Source organism: Limnospira sp. PMC 289.06 (assembly GCF_032350395.1).
Lineage (GTDB): Bacteria > Cyanobacteriota > Cyanobacteriia > Cyanobacteriales > Microcoleaceae > Limnospira > Limnospira platensis.
In genome coordinates this window covers 1-16,461 of the sequence record NZ_JARPLC010000112.1, presented here as the reverse complement: position 1 = coordinate 16,461, position 16,461 = coordinate 1, and the positions used below count along the sequence as shown (strand labels likewise).

Below are 16,461 nucleotides of genomic sequence, written 5' to 3'. Positions count from 1 at the left end.
GTGGTGCGTCAGAGTTTAAAGGCTTTCTATTTACCCCAAAATTATCTCAATCTGACGCACCCTACTGGCTTAAAAAATGCCATGTTGTTTTTAACTACCTTGCACCAAATTATCACAATCTGTTTCCGTCGATTTACCTTCTATCAACTCTTCAAAAAGTTGATTCAGCGACTTTTCTTTGCTAACCTGATTTAACATGATCCGGTCATCAGCAAACCTATTAATCACTTCTTTAGCTAAATAATATTCTTGGGAATTGGGTTGACAAAAACCAGCATCAAATTCCCTAAACCCCAACAAATAAGAGAGAGATAAAAACACATTTTGCTTATACTGATTATTCAAGGAAGTGGGGTTTTGTTGCCGTAAATACTCTAAAATTTGCCGAAAATGATTTCGATAATTTAAGATATTACCAGCATCTTGGAAATTAAAATACCATAGTAAAATTCGACCATAACCCCACATATATCCTTCATTAGTGAATCGTTCCGAATTATTGCATAAATTAAAATATTGTTGTTGTCTGGATTCATTTATAGCAGTTCTCGCCAAATAAAGGAAATATTCATAGTTAATTTTTGTATCGTCTAAAATTTGCGATTCTTGGGATTGATTAAAATAAAAATCTGACAAAATATAGGGAGAAAATTTATACAGCTTTCCCACCCATATCAAAGAACTTTTAACACAATTTGTTTTATCAATATTATTACTAGGGTAAATATTTATAATCTTAGTGATTTGATGCCATCGATCATCTTCGAGAATTTGTGTTAATTCTGTCAATTCTTCGGGATTAATATATTGAAGAACATCAAGATTATAAATGTTTTTCGGCAAAATAGTCGTCATTTTAGATAGGAAGTTGTTAAATTCTTGGTATTGTCGGCGTTTTACTGGGCTGTTCTTCTGGAAAATCCTGTCTAATTTAGCGATAACTTCTTGTAAATAGTTTTGTAAAGTTTGATAGCGATCGCCATTATATCTAAATAACTCTACTTGCTGTTGCGACTTTTCCGCACGGGTTTGACTCAACTTCAGATAGGGAATATAACCATAGTATTTGACCGTAACGATTCGATTAGTTAACTCCGCTTTGATGTGATACTTATTCTTAATATCTTCCACTTCTAGCAGGGGAGATGAACCCGGTTTGAGGGTAAATTTTATCCTCACCTCTACATCTTCCGTTACTTCATTTTCCACCACAGAAATGCTATAATCTTGGGGAGTGTCGTCTTTACAAAAATCTGCGCCATTAACCCGAATTGGCAGAGTCGGATTTAAGTTATCTTGGGGGATTCTAAAAGTATCCTTATTATCAAGTTCCGGGATTTTGCCAATCAACTCGCGAGATTCCCCTTCATAGGAAATAATATCGCCTTCTGTCAGTTGAATCCACCTCTCTTGACCCTCAATACCAATCTTAAACTCGATTTTATCCAGGTAAATTCCAAACAGATGGAATCTTGATCCATGATTCTGCTTGTATTGCCAAATGCGGTCAAATTCTCCAAGCTGACTAGAAATACAAATCACTCCGGGAAGGGAATATCTGACTTGAGATTTGATTAATGAATGATACTGAGAGACTAAAACAAACTGATATTGGGGATAACTTTGGATTAGGTTTTTAATTTTATTTAAATTGACTCTGTTTAAAATAATTTCTCTAATTTTCTGGCGAGATACCGTCACCTTTTTATAAAAAATCCTACTTTTATGCCAGATTTCACTGACAAAGGTGATATTTTCTTGATTGATTATAGGTTGCTGAAAGAATGCAACTTTTTGCAAGTAATTAGCCAGATGTTCAAGGGTCTGTGATGTATTCGCTAATTTCGGAAAATAAGTTGCTAAAATTTCCGATGCCAAATCTTTACAAATTAACTGATAAGTGTCGAGGGTATTCAAATTAAATTGATGTTTAATCGGAGTTTGATGCTTCAAAATCGGGATATTATTTTGAATTTCAATCGTAATCATTTCCCGACCAACCCAGTTATCTAAATTCAAGAATAACAGAGGTCGAGTTATTTGGCTGTTTTGCAAAATAGAATAATTATTCCAGTAATGATAAGCACTACTATATAAATAGGCTTCTTGGGATGCCAAAAAATTACTCGTACTCAGAGTTAATAAGTCGATAGTATCGGGAATAATGAACAGTCGCGGAGTCTCCCCAGTGGATAACTGGGTTCCCATGTAAGTCGTTTCTGTGGGGTTAACCGCCAACTTTGACGGATAATGGCCGGTAAAAATGGGTTGATTCAAATATCGATAATCTCCGAAATCTTTAATCAAGTTTTTATAGCCTCTCGGTAAATCTCCAGGGGAGGGAGTTAAGCGGTCTATGGATTTGTTAAATTGGTTGGCATATTGACAGCAGTTAACGTAAGATTCCAAATTAAATAATCGCGTTGTCATGATAATTAATTTTCCTGATTGGTTAAAGAATTAAGGATTTCCTTAATCTCTTGTAAGTCCGTCGTTTTATACATTAAATCATGCAAATCGAAGCTGCGGCGAGAAAAGTTAAAATTGATGCCGCCGACGTAGGCGAGTTTGCCTTGAAGCAGGGTTATTTTAGCATGGCAATAATTGATACTTTTGATTTTAAAATCAGCATCTTGGCTATTCATTTGGCTATCAATATAAACTTGCGTTTTTGATAACTTTAAAAGTTCTCTTAATTCTGGCGTAGGTCGAAAGCTGCGGCTGATAATAACGATATTTCCCCGAAACTCGCCGAGTTCGTTGAGTAAATCTTGATAGTATTGGCGGGGATTTAAAAGCTGAGAATTAGAAATAATTTGGGGTTGAGAGGGACGGGGAATGCAACGCAAGGTCAACACATTACCAGAACCGATGAGATCATCTTGGGTGTGGTTATCCCAAAAGTGACCGAATGTTTGAATCAGTTGGGAATGTAAGGGAGTATTTCTCCAAATCATCCCTGATTCTAAGTTTCGGTTTAAACTTCCGGGGGTCAAATTGCAGGAACCCAGATAACCATATTGTTCAGAAATGCAGGTTTTTAAGTGAAATTTTCCGCTTCTAATTTTTAGCTTATTACTATTAATTTCCAACAATCTCCGCAGACACCTTACCTTGTTTTGGTCGGAGTTTTGGTAACTGATAGGTAATTGTTGTCTGGACTCCACTTGACTGTCAATTCTATCAATTACTTCGTCTCTTAAATCGGTGATAATCCACACCCCTTGAGAGAGTTGCTCGGACTTTTTACAAATCATTTCGACGACATCTTCCGCCTCAATGATATAGCTCGATATTAGCAAAAAGTCTTCTGATTTATCAATAATTTGGGTAATATAATTTTTATATTTTCTTTTAATAATAAACTTTTTGGCGAGTGTAAAACTGGATTTGGGTTGCAGATGATCGGGAAAATGACTGATTTGAATTTGTCGATCGCATCTATATTGTTCGACCAAATTGGCGATATCTTCCGGTGGTTGATCTTCCCGTTTTTGCAGAAATTGAATGGCTTGCTGTAGAGAGGGGGAAAGTTCCGCCAATTCAACCATCAGCAATAATTGAGGCGAAAAAGTGACCCTCGCTGTGTCGGATATGGAGGTCAAAAAATAATCGATTTTGGCGGAATCTTCTAAGTTTTTCCAAGTCCTGACCGCCTCTTTCCAGATATTCTCAGACAGTTGGGGAGATAAATTTGGATGGCGATCGCTATTTAAAATTAAAGTATAAATTCCCTCCTGTTGGGACTCTTGATAGGGAAAAATGGGAATTTGGCGATCGTCCGGTTGCAGCGAAAATTGTGCTTCTTCCCCGTAACTGACAAATCTATACTCGTAAAATTGGGGAGGGGGAAGATTCCGGGAAACTTGGGGATTTAAAATTTGCAACCCCGAAAATTGATATAATTCATTTTCATCTGTCACTTGATGGAACTGTTTTAATAATTCAATTAATACCGAATTAGGCAGAAAATCCAAACCAAAAGATTCTCGCAAAAGCCTAGGAGTCCGCCTCTGGGTTTGAGTAGCAACAGCTTCAACCTCCCGCAACAATTCCGCCAGAGAGATGCTAGTCCCCAACCGTGTGGGAGATTCCCGATAAAATATTCCTTTAAATTTACATTCAACTTTCATGATAAAATTACCGTCCTTTCTGTGCTTTCTAATCGAGCAACTTCTAATTTTTGCAACGGCGAATTAGGTCGCCATTGGTCAAAGTCTCCCACCATAATTAAATAATCTTTAGCGCGAGTTAAGACAATTTTTGTTTGTTCCCACGTCAAATTTTTAGGGTCTCCGCTACAGCAAAAAACCACAATTTTTTTCTCTTTACCCCTCCAATTATCAATCGTGTCGATAAAATATTGCGGATATTCCTGCATTAACCTTTCTCGTTCTCTTTCCGACGTGGCAATGATGCCGATATCTTCTCGATTTTTAGGTAAATTTTTTAACCAGTTTGAGATGTTGTGAATTTCCGTTGTTTGCCGAACATCTTGCCAAACCAAGCGATGATTTAAGGACGGTAAATTATAGTATATAGGTTCCGTGTGAGTTTGAATCCAGTCCTTAGAAATTAGCGAATAAACAGGAACCGCAATTTCTGGATGCAAGCGAAACTGTTGAGTTAGTTTATAGGAATAAGCTGGGAGTAAATAGTGAGAGAGAAACGAAAACCCATCAACGCGGGTTAAGGTTTTGGCATGGCGTTGACCTATATAAATATCGCGAACATCGCCGAATAAGACTAATTTCTGAGTTAAACCTGCTAATAAAATCAATTCATCCCAGCTTAAATATTGGGATTCTTCCACAATTACCAAGTCAAATTTGGTTTGCCATAGGGATTGATTTGCCACATCAAAAAACTCTCTAGCCGTTGCCAAGATGGGAATTTGGGGAGTATTTGCTAACTGTTGCGCTAATTTTCCGATTTCCGTTTCTGGGAGACTTCCGAACAGTTGACTGAGGCTCAGTTGTTGTTTGAGTAAGGGAGTCAGCCGTTGCAGTTGAATGGCGAGGATATCCCGCCTAGCTGGGGTTAAATGGGGAAATTCCCCTTGGAGAAGCTGGGAAATTTCCGCGTGAGATTTATTTTCGATTCGCGGTAACCAGGTTTCCAGTTTTGCCGGAGTTCGCAGTTTTGCCAATTCCACATCTGGCAGATAGTAAGCCGGTAAATAGTCCATTTTTGGCTGATATAAGTGATGATTTCGCAGTTGTTCAGCGATTGAGTTTTGATGACTTACAGATTGATTCAGCCGCAATGGATAGCCGGGTAATTGTTCATAACCATCGAGAACAGTGGGATAATAACTGAGGATTAAAATACGCTTTTCGTGGTTAATGGCAGCAGCAGCTAAACTAGCCGCAATGCGGGTTTTTCCAGTAGCGGGAGGGCCAGAAATTAAGGCGATCGCACTATTTGAAAGACCCATTTCTAAGGCAATTTCCTGATGACCACTCAGGGAATATACCGGAGTAATGCTCGGAAAATTTAAGCTATTTCTTTCTGTCAAATAAACCCCACCACCACAAACTGTTTCTACAATTAACTTTAGGGGTAATGTTAGTTGTTGATGCAGCAGCAATAACCGTTTCCGTATCGCCTGTATTGTTGACGGCGATACCTGTTTAGAATTTAGTAATGTATCTAAATGCGACCAAAACTGTTGTTCATTCATAATCCGTTAATTTATTAATTAAACCTTGAATAAAGCCAGATATCATATTAACCGTCTGCGTCAAACCGTCCTCCGCGAGAAAGTTAGGAGTTGCCATCAACCAAACTTTTCTGAGGTTATCAAAATTCCATGAATTGGGTATCTCCGACAAAAATTCATGGGGAGAAACCTGCAAGTAAAAAATCAGTCCGGTTTTAATCTCTGGTTGCTGTTGTTGTTGTTTTGTCAGATATTCTATACCTTTCAAAATCACCTCATTACTGGGACGATACCAAAACACCCAAATGGGGATTTTAATTGTCCGAGTAGTCAAACTGGCTGAGGTCAAATCATGAATTTCTAGGTTTAACAGCCAATCTCCCCACCTAATATCATCCGGTTTTTCCACCCTAAAATTATAAACTTTGTCTTTTAAGAAAACTTGAATTTTTAGATTGCTTTCATTTTGGTGGCTGAAATAACGTCCTTTTTCGGGAACCGTTTGCCGCCATAACTCAGCCGTAGGGTCTACATAAAAATTTGCTAATTTGGTCAATGCCATCAACAAACAGATACCGATAACGTCAGCGAATAACTGATTCCGAAAACCCCATATTTTTTGCTTTTCCTTTCTTTTCGCTAGATAATCCAAATAGGCGCGATAGAAGCTATTATAAATCGGATGTTGAAGCAAAACGTAATTAGGTTTTAGCAGTTGAAAATGTCTCAAGTTTCTGAGAATTTGCCGGACGTGAGTTTGACTTCTAAAGACTTTAATTGATTTGCTAAAACTGTGGTTATCTGTGGCGTATTCCGAACCCAGGCGAATTGACTCGAAATATAAGATTTTGCCCACAAAATAAATCAGCAATCTGTTCTCAGGTGTGTTATAATCCTGATAGCGTCTAATCGCCATTAACTGTTGACGGGAACCTCCTTTTTCCGCCGCGTTTTTGCCAGGACGGCGGGTATAGTCTCGCAAACAATAAGCGTCCATTTCTTGAATGCGTCCGATGGGGGTTAATTCCGCTCTCCGTCGCAGTTGTTGCCGCATTTTGGGAGTAATGACTTGTAGCTTTTGGTTTAATTCATAGCGATTTTGCAACGTGATAATTAAAGGTTTTTGTGCATCTTGAATTTTAGCATCTTGGTAGGGTAAATTTAGGAGGCGAACTCTGGCTTGGTTTCCCAATTTTTCCGCCACCAAGTTTTCCCACAAACCCGTCAAAACTGGTAAGCATCTGGAGACCGTATCATCAAAACGATCGCCTAATTTTTCCTCCCAGATTTTCCCTTGATTTTCGTCCTCACAATTATCGCGATCGCACACCTCATCAGCCACCTTAATTATCACCGAAGTCGGAGCCAAAGTCAACTCGTATAGCAATCTATTATCGTGATGTTCCAGGTCAGAGATTTCCAAATAAGGAAAAGCAATTTCATACAATCCCCCACCGAGAGCGATCGCTTCCTTACCGGTCAAATTTTCGGCTTTATCTACCCTAATAATAGGGCGATCGCACACCCGTAAAACCCGATGATTAGGCACAGGATTAGCGCCATTCAGATATGCGAATAAACTCGGATAAATTTGCATTGTTCTCTACTCCTCCGGATAAATCAAACCTTTCCACTCAAATTGACCCGTCGAACTATTCCTAGACCTTTCAAAAGCCCTAGTCAAAGGTTCATCCCCCAATTGCTCAATTAATTGTTTCATCTCTTCCAGTTCTTCGTGATAATCATCAATCATCAATCCCCGCAATTTCGGCAATAACTTCTGTCCAAATTGGTCAGCCAAAGCATAGCGAAACTCAGCCGAGTTAACCTCTGAAACTCCCGGATAATTAACCACATATTGAGTGATAGCTTGATAAACGCGATGAGCAAAAGGATGTCCGATTTTCTCCATCACATTATTGGCTTGATCCAAATATTCTTTAACTTTGCGAACCACAGGAGAATTAACTTGTGGTCTTCTCCTCCAAGCCTTAAACTTTTCATAATCCAAATAGCCTGAAGATTTATTAACTTGATTACTGTTGTTACTGTCTTCCCGCAGCCTCAAATTTTCTGGCTTACCAAAAGTTAAAACATTCGCTCTATCTAGCACCTTATCCGATAAAGTTTGGGTAGTTTCATCCTCATTCATTGTCCCCACAAATAAAAACTCTTCTGGAATTCTAAGGCGACGTTCTTCCTCCCTCAGCGGCAAACTTCCCAAATCAATTTCTAAATAAGTGTCCCCGGAACGACGGCTTTCTAACTTAGACAGAAAATCACTAAAATAATATTCAACCCGCGCCAAATTCATCTCATCTAGCAACACGATAACGATTCGATTTTGCATCTGATTATCATGATTGTATTGATACAAACCTCGCATCAAATCCGTCGGTTTAAATTTCTTTTCAATGTAATTATAGAACCCTTGCAAATCTTGCGGAGAATCCCAACGGGGTTGCACCGCCAAAGTCAAACACTGTGCCCCAATAAAATTGGCGTACCGTTGGGGAAGTTCACTTTTTCCAGTCCCACTAATCCCCGCTAAAACCACTAAAGCCGAGATATCCTGCACTTTTAAAGAAGTGTGAAAAGCATTGACTACCCGCCGAGGAAATGTCAAGCCTTGTAAGTTCAGGAATTCTGTAAAACTTTGTAAAAATTGCTGTTCTACATTTACGCTATTGCCGATATTAAATCGTTTTGTCGGCAAATGATTCCACAACTTATCCTTGAGCGCTTGCATCGCCACTTCCGTGCTATTACTGAGATTTGCTAATTCTCCTTTCAAACCATCAATTTCTTCTTTATATCTCTGTTTTTCCTCTTGTAACTGAGCATTTTGAACTCGCAAGCTATTGAGGTTTATATTAGCAGTATTTATGTTATGATCTATATCTTGTAAATCCAGAATTTTCCTGCGAATCTCAGAATTCAGATTTCTGATTTGCCTTCGGAAATTTTCAATTTGTTGATAATCTTGTTGGTGTTGCTGAATCACCTGTAAAATTCGTTGCTTTTCACCTTCCAACCTCTGAATTTCTGGACGTAGCTGCTCGATTCTGGTTTGCAAGTGTTGCTGTTCAGCAGATAAAGCATCATAACTCGCCCTGATAACTTCCAATTCAGCTTGTCGAGTCTGAAGGGTTTGCAGTGCCTCCGTCCTAGCTTTAATTTGCTCTGTGAGTTCCCTTAATTGAGCCGTTTTAGCGTGATATTGCACTTCAATTTGGGCGAGGGAATTTCGTTGATTCGCTAACTCTTGTAACTGGGAATTAAGAGCCGTCACTTCACCTTCTAATCCACTTTTTTGTTGGCTCAGTTCTCCGATTTTAGCTGCAATTTTTTCTAACGTCTCTAATTGGGGATTACTGATTCTGAGTCTCTCTAGGCGAACCTTTAAATCCTGTTCTTGCTGTTCAATTTCCTTAACTCTGTTTTGCACATCATTTAAATCATGCCTTTTATTAGTTAGCTGACCTTCGGTTTGGCTCAATTTTTGGGTCAATTTATTGTGTCTATCTGTAATTTCTTTAACTTTTGATAATAGCTGTTGATGTTCTTGTTTTAAATCCTGGATTTGTTGTTGAGTTTTGATGACTTCTTCGCTAGATTTTTTGATGCTTTGAATGGCAAATGTTGCACCCCCTAATCCCCCCAATGTACTTCCGAATATGGTACTCCAAGCGTCTCGGGAGGGGGAAATAAAGAATACAGCCGCACCTCCCACCAGACAAGAACCACCGACGATCGCCAAATTTTTGATCATCCCAGATACCCTTAATTCTTTGATTTATACTATCCTATCGGCGCAGCATAGAAAAATTACGCAAATTCAGGCACAAGTTATGTAAATTTTTGTAAACATCCCCCATTACAGTCTAGGGTAGAAGTCCAGAAAATCTCTAATCTCTTCTGGGGAATTTCACCAACACTTAAACCTGACACCCCCATTATAATAGTGTTCATAAGCTCTCCCCCATCAGCCACTGACTTCTATAATTGGCGATCGCCGATTTTCGCGGGTGTATTCATCCCCCCCCAATATTCAGCTTCTTAGCTAGATTTTTCAGCTTGAGTTGAACTCGTTTAACTAGTGGTTTTTGGGTATCAATATCATGGCGAATAGCCTGGGGTTTATCCATTAACAGACTCGCCAATAAACCAAAAGATGAGCGCGATGCAAATAGTAACTCATCACCAGCAGCCAGCAAATATAAATCTATCAGAGCCTCAATGCCATTTTTAATTAAGTCCTCGCATTCTTCGGGATTTTGATGCAGTCGTTTTCCCGAAGCAGAAAACCACTTATTAGTTGAGATGATATCCGGGAATTTCTGTTTCTGACCAGGAAGCCTAGCACGGCGATTGATGGTATCTCAGAGCCAATTATGCGGGAGGTTGATCATCCACCCAGAATTGGGTATTTATTAGCCAGCAAAGCCACCTGAGTGCGATCGCGTAAATTCAGGCGGCTTAAAATACTAGAAACATGATTTTTAACAGTTCTCTCGCTAATAAATAACTCCTGGGCAATTTCTCGGTTACTGTAACCCTTACCAATTAACCGTAAAACCTCCAATTCCCTAGGAGTTAAATCTTGTAAATACCCTGGTAAAGGTTCATCCCTAGAAGGTTTATATTTAGCAGCCATCACCTTCTCAAATAAACCCGGTCCTAACTGTGTATATCCTTGATAAACTGCCCGAATAGCTTGGGCTAGTTCATCAGAAGGGGTATCCTTTAATAGGTATCCCTTCGCGCCAGATTCCATAGCTTGGGTGATATATTCATCATCATCAAAAGTTGTCAATACCAAAACCTTAATTTCCGGCTGTTGTTCAGCAAGCGATCGCATCGCCGCCACCCCATCCATAATTGGCATTCGCACATCCATTAACACCACATCCGGCTTTAATTTTAACGCTAATTCCACCGCCACTTTCCCATTCTCAGCCTCTCCCACTATTTCCAAGTCTGGTTTTGCTTCTAATAAACTCCGTAACCCTTCCCGAATAATCCCCTGATCATCAACCAATAGAACTCGAATCATCATCCTGATTTTTCCCGATTTTCACTTCAATTTTACACCCTTCACCGGGAGAACTATTTAAGCTGAAATTTCCCCCCACAGCCATCACCCTTTCCCCCATACCTTGCAAACCAAATCCCGTCGTATTTTGCCCAGGATTAAAGCCACAGCCATCATCCTCAATTTTTAAATAAAATTCTCGGTTATTTTCTGAGATAATTAGCTGCACTTTTTTGGCTTTGGCGTGCTTAGAAATATTCGTAAAGGCTTCCTGAATTACCCTATATAAAACGATAGAAATATCAAGGGGTAATGTATCCCCGATTTGTAAATGAGATGCTACCGGGACTGATGTGGTCGCCTCAAACTCAGAAATTAGCTGTGATAGAGCCTGCCCAAAAGACTCTTGTAGAGGGTGCGATCGCCAAGCCCTCACCGATGCCCGCACCTCTTTTAAGGCTTCCTTCCCCAACTCCCTAGCTTGTTGGAGATGTCGGGCAGCCCGTTGTTTATCCTCAGCTAAAAATAAAGCCACATTTTCCAATTGAATACTTTGGGCAGTCAAATTGTGACCTACAGAATCATGAATTTCCCGGGCGATGCGATTACGTTCTTGATTAATTGCTCGATCCTCAATCAACATCGCATATTCCCTTAACTTTTGATTAGCTTCCGCCAATTTCTGGCGACTTTCTTGCTCTGATAATAGCGCTCCCACTAATAATAAAATAAACAGCAATACTAACCCAAATAAAACACTAGAATTAAAAGTCAGAGTCAATACTAGCCCCTGAATTGGGTCAGCCCAATTATCAGCCAGAGGTCTCAGGCGCAGAAATACCCACAGCAGAAATAATCCATAAGCAAAAATAGCCACCGCAATGCGATCGCGCCAGGAAAATAACAGACAGGCGCGAATAACCACCACCAGCAACAGGGCGGAGAAAAAACTCACCCCCCGCCCCCCAAATACCACCGCCAACCAACTAAACGTAAACCCACAGGCGATATATACCCACCGGATCGCAGGTCTGCCCGATCGCTCAGGTAATCTCAAGCCCATTACACCCAAACTGCCAATACTAACCAAAATCCCCAAGGGAAACCGACGACTGCGGTAGTGTCGTCTATGGCGGTTCTGGGGGCGATCAGGGTATGGCGATCGCTCCGGTCGATCGGTTACAGTCTCTGGTCTGTCTGGTCTGTGGATTTGACGATGAACCCTGTAGCCCTCTCCTCCAGGACTCTGAGTATATGGCAGGGGGCTAAAAGCCGTTAACAGGGCGATCGCCAACAGCACCCACTCCAAATACAGCAGCAAGGGTACTGGAAAACTCGAACGACCAAATATATTTTTCACGCGCAGCCAACCCCCCAGGTATCTCTTTTGGTACTTTAGGACTATCAGCAACCGTTACTAAAGACCTATCATAATTGGGTATTCTGATCGAGGCGATCGCCGGTTGTATCTACCTACAATGGGGTTAAAGCTCAAACCGAGTTGATAATCTCAAAGATGTTCCAGGATATAGATATGAATATGCAACGTTTATTGTCGATAATGGCTGCCACCGCCTTAATTGTCCCCATAACTGCCAGCGTCGCCTTTGCTGGTCCCCGTAAAGGTCAATCCTTTGATGGTCTGAACCTGACCCCCCAACAACAGGAACAGATCCAAGCAATTCGCGATCGCGCCGCCACTTCCTCAGAACGTCAACGGCAGGAACTCCAAGCCAGTCGGGAACAAATGCGATCGCTACAACAAAGCAACGCCAGTCCCGAACAATTGCGCCAACAGCGTCAAAGAATCCAAGAGTTGAGTCGCGCCTTGAGTGACCAGCGGTTCGATACCATGTTAGAAATGCGGGAAGTTCTCACCCCAGAACAGCGATCGCAACTCCAGGAAAGAATGGGGGAACGTCCGGGTCGTGGTCCTGGTGGTCCTGGCGGTCTTGGCACTGGCGGTGGTCCGGGTCGTGGTCCGGGTCGTGCTCTTCCTGGTAGTGGTCGTTAGAATAGCCATCAAGCCAATCAACTAACTGCTCACCAATAGGAACAGGAAACCGGGCTTGTCAAAGCTGTTTCCTGTTCCCTCAATTAACCCAACTCAAAAGTGATAAACCTGACCGTCAATCAACAACCTAGTGATTCCCTTCGCTTGTAAATGGGGGGCTGTTTTTTGTAGTAACCTGCCATCAGGAACCTTAAAAACCCGCTGATTGCGTGCCGAAAACCGACTAGCCACCCGATGATTATCAAAAACAGGCAGAGTTTTTTCCAGAATTTCTTCCGACGGGATACGCCCCAACTCCGCAAAAGCCTTCAAAGGCTTAACAATCAGTTCCGAAGCCCGATCAATCACCAAATAGCAAATCTTAGGTAACTCAGCCTCAGTCAGGGGCAGAATTTGGACTAAGCTGTTAGCATCAGGGGTAAGGGGGCGATCGAACAAATCCTGATCATTGTCCCCATAATCCTCATCCTCATCCTCCTCATCCTCATCATCATCATCAAAATCGCTAAATTCTTCCCCCGAAAACAACTCCGGTGTGATTAACTCCCCCATCTCATCATTTGATGTTGTCAGATTTGGCTGTTTCAGCAATGGTCCAGGGATCGTTTCCACAGAATTTGACTCTTGGGTTGTTTCTGCTGCTTCTCTCTCAGGTTCTAATACCGATGAGCTTTTCCGCAGGCGGACTCCGTTGGTAGCATCAGAATCTAACTTAGAATCTGAGGACTTAAATGCTTGAGACTCCCCATCATTCAATTCGGATCTGCTGTCCTTGAGTTGGGGTTTTCTCTGATTTCGTAACCGTTGCTTCTGATGAGTTAGAACATCATAAACATCCCGTGGGACGGCACTTTGTAGAATACGTCTTACCGTAGAACTACTCACCCCGAACTTTTCCGCTAGGGCGATCGTTGTTTCCTCGGGTACATCTTGATAGAGCCTAACGATTTCCTGTTTTTGGGAGTCAGAAAGTTTTGAGGATGTCATCAGATTTGGTCTAAATTGGACATTGGAGTTAATTTCCACAGGCTTAGAAGGGATCCCCCTAAGTGCGATCGCCTCTTTGGCTAATTTTCTCTACAGATTTTCTTGAACGATTAGGAACATCAAAACTTGAAGTTCTCTGAAAAATCCAGCGACAAAACTAGACATATCAACTTTCATTCTAGCCTCTGCTGGCGCGTCTACGTCGGCTTTGGCGAGAACGAGTTGATATGTCATATTCTAGGACCGCACCGATCACAAACAAAATGCCAGTAAAGACAAAAAACACTTCTAGCAAGTTGCCACTTTCATACTCAATTTCGACCCGAGAATCAGACCATTTAAAGTAAGTATCCGCCACATACAGCGAGAAGATAGCAAAGGCTATCATACGCCAGGACTGAGAAAAGCGCCCTCCCCAAAAAGCCAGAATCAGGGCAGTTGCTAGAATCAGCAACACCACATCACCATAGATGTAAAACAAATTCAGCCAAAATCCCAGAGGTTCAAGTTGAGCATCAACTGCCAGCACCCAATCTGGGGCCGTACTTTCTTCTTCCTCCTCAGCCATGGCTTCATCAACCATAGCCACTCCATTAGGGGTAGTGACTATCTGTTCCTGACCCGGGGGTTCTTCAGTAGTCCCTAACAGCCCAAAAAATGACGGATCAGCTACCCAGGTTGCCAAAGTTATACCAGCGATCGCCACACCAGCCAGAGTCGCCCACTGCCAAACCTCCAGATTTAGGCGTTTAGAAGTCACCGCCGTAACCATTCCCCAGCCAAACAACAAATAGCTGAGGACATAGAACCCATCCCCTAGGGAAACCACCGGGTCAAGGTTCCATACCAGTTCCCATAAACCAAATAGTAAACCTCCCATAAAATAAAACAGTGATCCTAGACCAATTCCCAGCCAGACATTGCGTCCGCTGACCATTTGGGGGCTACGCCAATTTCTATAGCAAACCAGTGCAGCCATCAGAAAAGCACCCAATTCAAAGACATAAGTGCCAATGGAATACCATAAAGGTCGTTCTTCCCCCGGCGCACTTACACTAAACAGCAGGAAGAACAACAGAGCCAGAACCACCCAGGTGATGCCAAATATCAGCAGATTTTGCGGAGATACCAGAGATGATATAACCGATGATTTTTGTTGTGACGTGCTACTCATAGCGATACAATAACAAGAAATCTACAGTTGAAAACCATTACTAAACCAGATCGCAATAGATTTGCCCAAGAATACTCATTCAAAAACTCATCTCAATTCGAGCCTCCCATATTTAGATACCAAAACCAAAAAATCCTAACATTACTTAACTTATCTCCCAGAGATTTCCCAGAGTAGATTCACCCAGCCAACTGATAAATGAATCCCGATCTTCTTGGGCCAAGTCCTGTAGAACTTCATCTAAGCCTTCTGCAAAGCTAGTATTTCCGAAGTAGCTCTTACCCAGACGGTAAACTTCTTCTAGCAATGTTTTCAGGTTATTTTCATTCCAGGAAGGAATTTGTAAACTTTCCAGGGGGTCTTTGGTCAAAAGAGTTTTGACCGCCTCTGAGTTATCATGGGCGGGAAATTTCCCTTTTTGAAGAATCTTGAGCAGATCCTTTTCAAAGGCTACAGCTTGTCTTGACCCCAATAAATCCTCAACATCAAAGTAAACTGCTTGTAAGACCAATAGAGAAGCGCGAATGAGGCCTGATACCTTAGCATCAGTACCTCCACCCCCCTCACTACCGAGTTGTTCAAGGCGAACTTTACCCCAAACACTATAGCGTTCTGGTTCTTCGAGTAGTACGCAGGCTTTACCCCGGTTATCAGTCAAGTCCCGCCAATAAGCTCTGGCTTCGCTTTCTTGCTGAACAGTGAAAACCTTCATCAGACGGAACGTCTGCCCTTGATAATAGAGAATGGGAATCTGTTGATCCCGATTGGGGTGTTGGATCGTGGAGATCTCAACATCCTGTCGTTTCAGAATAAACATAACACTATGTACCTACTCTTGGCAGAGTTGCAGGTCGGCCGTGTTTGTTATTGTAGTGCTTGTTGAACCCATGGCGCTATAATCTCCAATGTGGCAAACTTAATCATCCCAGATAATTTTTGCCAGTCAACTGTCAATCTCGATCGCTTTTATGTTATCATCTACACGTGTCCATTGATGATCAAGCCTTGGGACTTGAGTTGACTTGATTTAGGTTGATACTAGTTGATACTATAGGTGTCAACTTAAGGTAAAATGCAAGACTTGCCTGGGTGTGTAACTCAGCTGGATAGAGTAGCGGCCTTCTAAGCCGTTTGTCGTAGGTTCGAGTCCTACCACACCCGTTTACTGTAAACCCTTATCCTGACTACTATCGCGTGATATCGCTCAACCCGATAGTGGTACCGTTGCGCACAAAATACACTTCATTAAGTCTTAACACACAGGATAATTAGCGCATATCCCTTAGCAACAAATCTTAATTATTGACGGGTTAATCAATAAGCAGTTATGGTCGAAAGGGAAGTCGCCTTCCCCAACTCCAATTCAAAACCGTGCTTGCGAGTTTCCCAGCACACTGCTCCTGATGTAGATACCCCTTTGTCAGTGGGAACAGGGCTACAACCCCCTGCTTTCGTACTTAAACTTTTAGAGCTATAGCACCAGACAGGATAGTTAGGACGTATAATGGAGAGGACGAGATGACTAAGAAGACCCAAAATGCCAGCCCCCTATAGTTACGACCTTAGACAAAAAGTTATTGATGCAATTG

Annotated in this window: 12 protein-coding genes and 1 tRNA gene; 2 read left to right on the top strand and 11 right to left on the bottom strand. The window is 41.5% G+C overall.

Features of this window, described 5'->3' with window-relative positions:
* Positions 1-90: 90 nt before the first annotated feature.
* The 8 genes from P5674_RS18750 to P5674_RS18715 form a co-directional block, all read right to left on the bottom strand.
* A complete protein-coding gene (locus P5674_RS18750) occupies positions 91-2,430 on the bottom strand; it encodes a hypothetical protein (RefSeq protein WP_006618583.1) in 2,340 nt (779 codons plus the stop codon).
* A gap of 5 nt (positions 2,431-2,435) precedes the next feature.
* A complete protein-coding gene (locus tag P5674_RS18745; protein WP_006618584.1) occupies positions 2,436-4,133 on the bottom strand; it encodes a phospholipase D-like domain-containing protein in 1,698 nt (565 codons plus the stop codon).
* Complete coding sequence (locus P5674_RS18740) at positions 4,130-5,683, bottom strand: AAA domain-containing protein (RefSeq protein WP_152088688.1); 1,554 nt, start codon at positions 5,681-5,683, stop codon at positions 4,130-4,132. The genes P5674_RS18745 and P5674_RS18740 overlap by 4 nt, the downstream gene beginning before the upstream one ends.
* A complete protein-coding gene (locus P5674_RS18735) occupies positions 5,676-7,259 on the bottom strand; it encodes a DUF2357 domain-containing protein (protein ID WP_014277129.1) in 1,584 nt (527 codons plus the stop codon). The genes P5674_RS18740 and P5674_RS18735 overlap by 8 nt, the downstream gene beginning before the upstream one ends.
* Positions 7,260-7,265: 6 nt before the next feature.
* Complete coding sequence (locus P5674_RS18730) at positions 7,266-9,434, bottom strand: AAA family ATPase (RefSeq protein WP_315670197.1); 2,169 nt, start codon at positions 9,432-9,434, stop codon at positions 7,266-7,268.
* A 77-nt stretch (positions 9,435-9,511) separates the two neighbouring features.
* Positions 9,512-9,634, bottom strand: a complete 123-nt coding sequence (locus tag P5674_RS18725) for a hypothetical protein (RefSeq protein ID WP_286131411.1) — start codon at positions 9,632-9,634, stop codon at positions 9,512-9,514.
* 436 nt (positions 9,635-10,070) lie between these two features.
* On the bottom strand, positions 10,071-10,718 hold the full coding sequence (locus P5674_RS18720; RefSeq protein ID WP_043469132.1) for a response regulator: 648 nt from the start codon (positions 10,716-10,718) through the stop codon (positions 10,071-10,073).
* Positions 10,696-12,057, bottom strand: coding sequence for a sensor histidine kinase (locus P5674_RS18715; protein WP_315670196.1), 1,362 nt, complete (start codon positions 12,055-12,057; stop codon positions 10,696-10,698). Before P5674_RS18715 ends, P5674_RS18720 begins: the two co-directional genes overlap by 23 nt.
* Positions 12,058-12,213: 156 nt before the next feature.
* Here P5674_RS18715 and P5674_RS18710 point away from each other — a divergent pair, with 156 nt between their 5' ends.
* Positions 12,214-12,711, top strand: a complete 498-nt coding sequence (locus P5674_RS18710) for a Spy/CpxP family protein refolding chaperone (protein WP_315670195.1) — start codon at positions 12,214-12,216, stop codon at positions 12,709-12,711.
* A gap of 93 nt (positions 12,712-12,804) precedes the next feature.
* Here P5674_RS18710 and P5674_RS18705 read toward each other — a convergent pair whose 3' ends face one another.
* From P5674_RS18705 to P5674_RS18695, 3 genes are all read right to left on the bottom strand, one after another.
* Positions 12,805-13,698: a hypothetical protein gene (locus tag P5674_RS18705; RefSeq protein ID WP_014277125.1), complete on the bottom strand. Its 894-nt coding sequence runs from the start codon at positions 13,696-13,698 to the stop codon at positions 12,805-12,807.
* Positions 13,699-13,876: 178 nt separating this feature from the next.
* Positions 13,877-14,872, bottom strand: coding sequence for a hypothetical protein (locus P5674_RS18700; RefSeq protein ID WP_006618593.1), 996 nt, complete (start codon positions 14,870-14,872; stop codon positions 13,877-13,879).
* Between the two features lie 145 nt (positions 14,873-15,017).
* A complete protein-coding gene (locus P5674_RS18695) occupies positions 15,018-15,689 on the bottom strand; it encodes an Npun_F0813 family protein (protein WP_006618594.1) in 672 nt (223 codons plus the stop codon).
* Positions 15,690-15,959: 270 nt separating this feature from the next.
* Between P5674_RS18695 and P5674_RS18690 the strand changes: the two genes are divergently transcribed.
* A tRNA-Arg gene (locus P5674_RS18690) sits at positions 15,960-16,033 on the top strand.
* The last annotated feature ends 428 nt before the right edge of the window (positions 16,034-16,461 follow it).

Coding starts and splice junctions, on each gene's coding strand:
- P5674_RS18750 (WP_006618583.1), bottom strand. CDS start 2,430: ATGACAACGCGATTATTTAATTTGGAATCTTACGTTAACTGCTGTCAA.
- P5674_RS18745 (WP_006618584.1), bottom strand. CDS start 4,133: ATGAAAGTTGAATGTAAATTTAAAGGAATATTTTATCGGGAATCTCCC.
- P5674_RS18740 (WP_152088688.1), bottom strand. CDS start 5,683: ATGAATGAACAACAGTTTTGGTCGCATTTAGATACATTACTAAATTCT.
- P5674_RS18735 (WP_014277129.1), bottom strand. CDS start 7,259: ATGCAAATTTATCCGAGTTTATTCGCATATCTGAATGGCGCTAATCCT.
- P5674_RS18730 (WP_315670197.1), bottom strand. CDS start 9,434: ATGATCAAAAATTTGGCGATCGTCGGTGGTTCTTGTCTGGTGGGAGGT.
- P5674_RS18725 (WP_286131411.1), bottom strand. CDS start 9,634: ATGAACACTATTATAATGGGGGTGTCAGGTTTAAGTGTTGGTGAAATT.
- P5674_RS18720 (WP_043469132.1), bottom strand. CDS start 10,718: ATGATTCGAGTTCTATTGGTTGATGATCAGGGGATTATTCGGGAAGGG.
- P5674_RS18710 (WP_315670195.1), top strand. CDS start 12,214: ATGTTCCAGGATATAGATATGAATATGCAACGTTTATTGTCGATAATG.
- P5674_RS18705 (WP_014277125.1), bottom strand. CDS start 13,698: ATGACATCCTCAAAACTTTCTGACTCCCAAAAACAGGAAATCGTTAGG.
- P5674_RS18700 (WP_006618593.1), bottom strand. CDS start 14,872: ATGAGTAGCACGTCACAACAAAAATCATCGGTTATATCATCTCTGGTA.
- P5674_RS18695 (WP_006618594.1), bottom strand. CDS start 15,689: ATGTTTATTCTGAAACGACAGGATGTTGAGATCTCCACGATCCAACAC.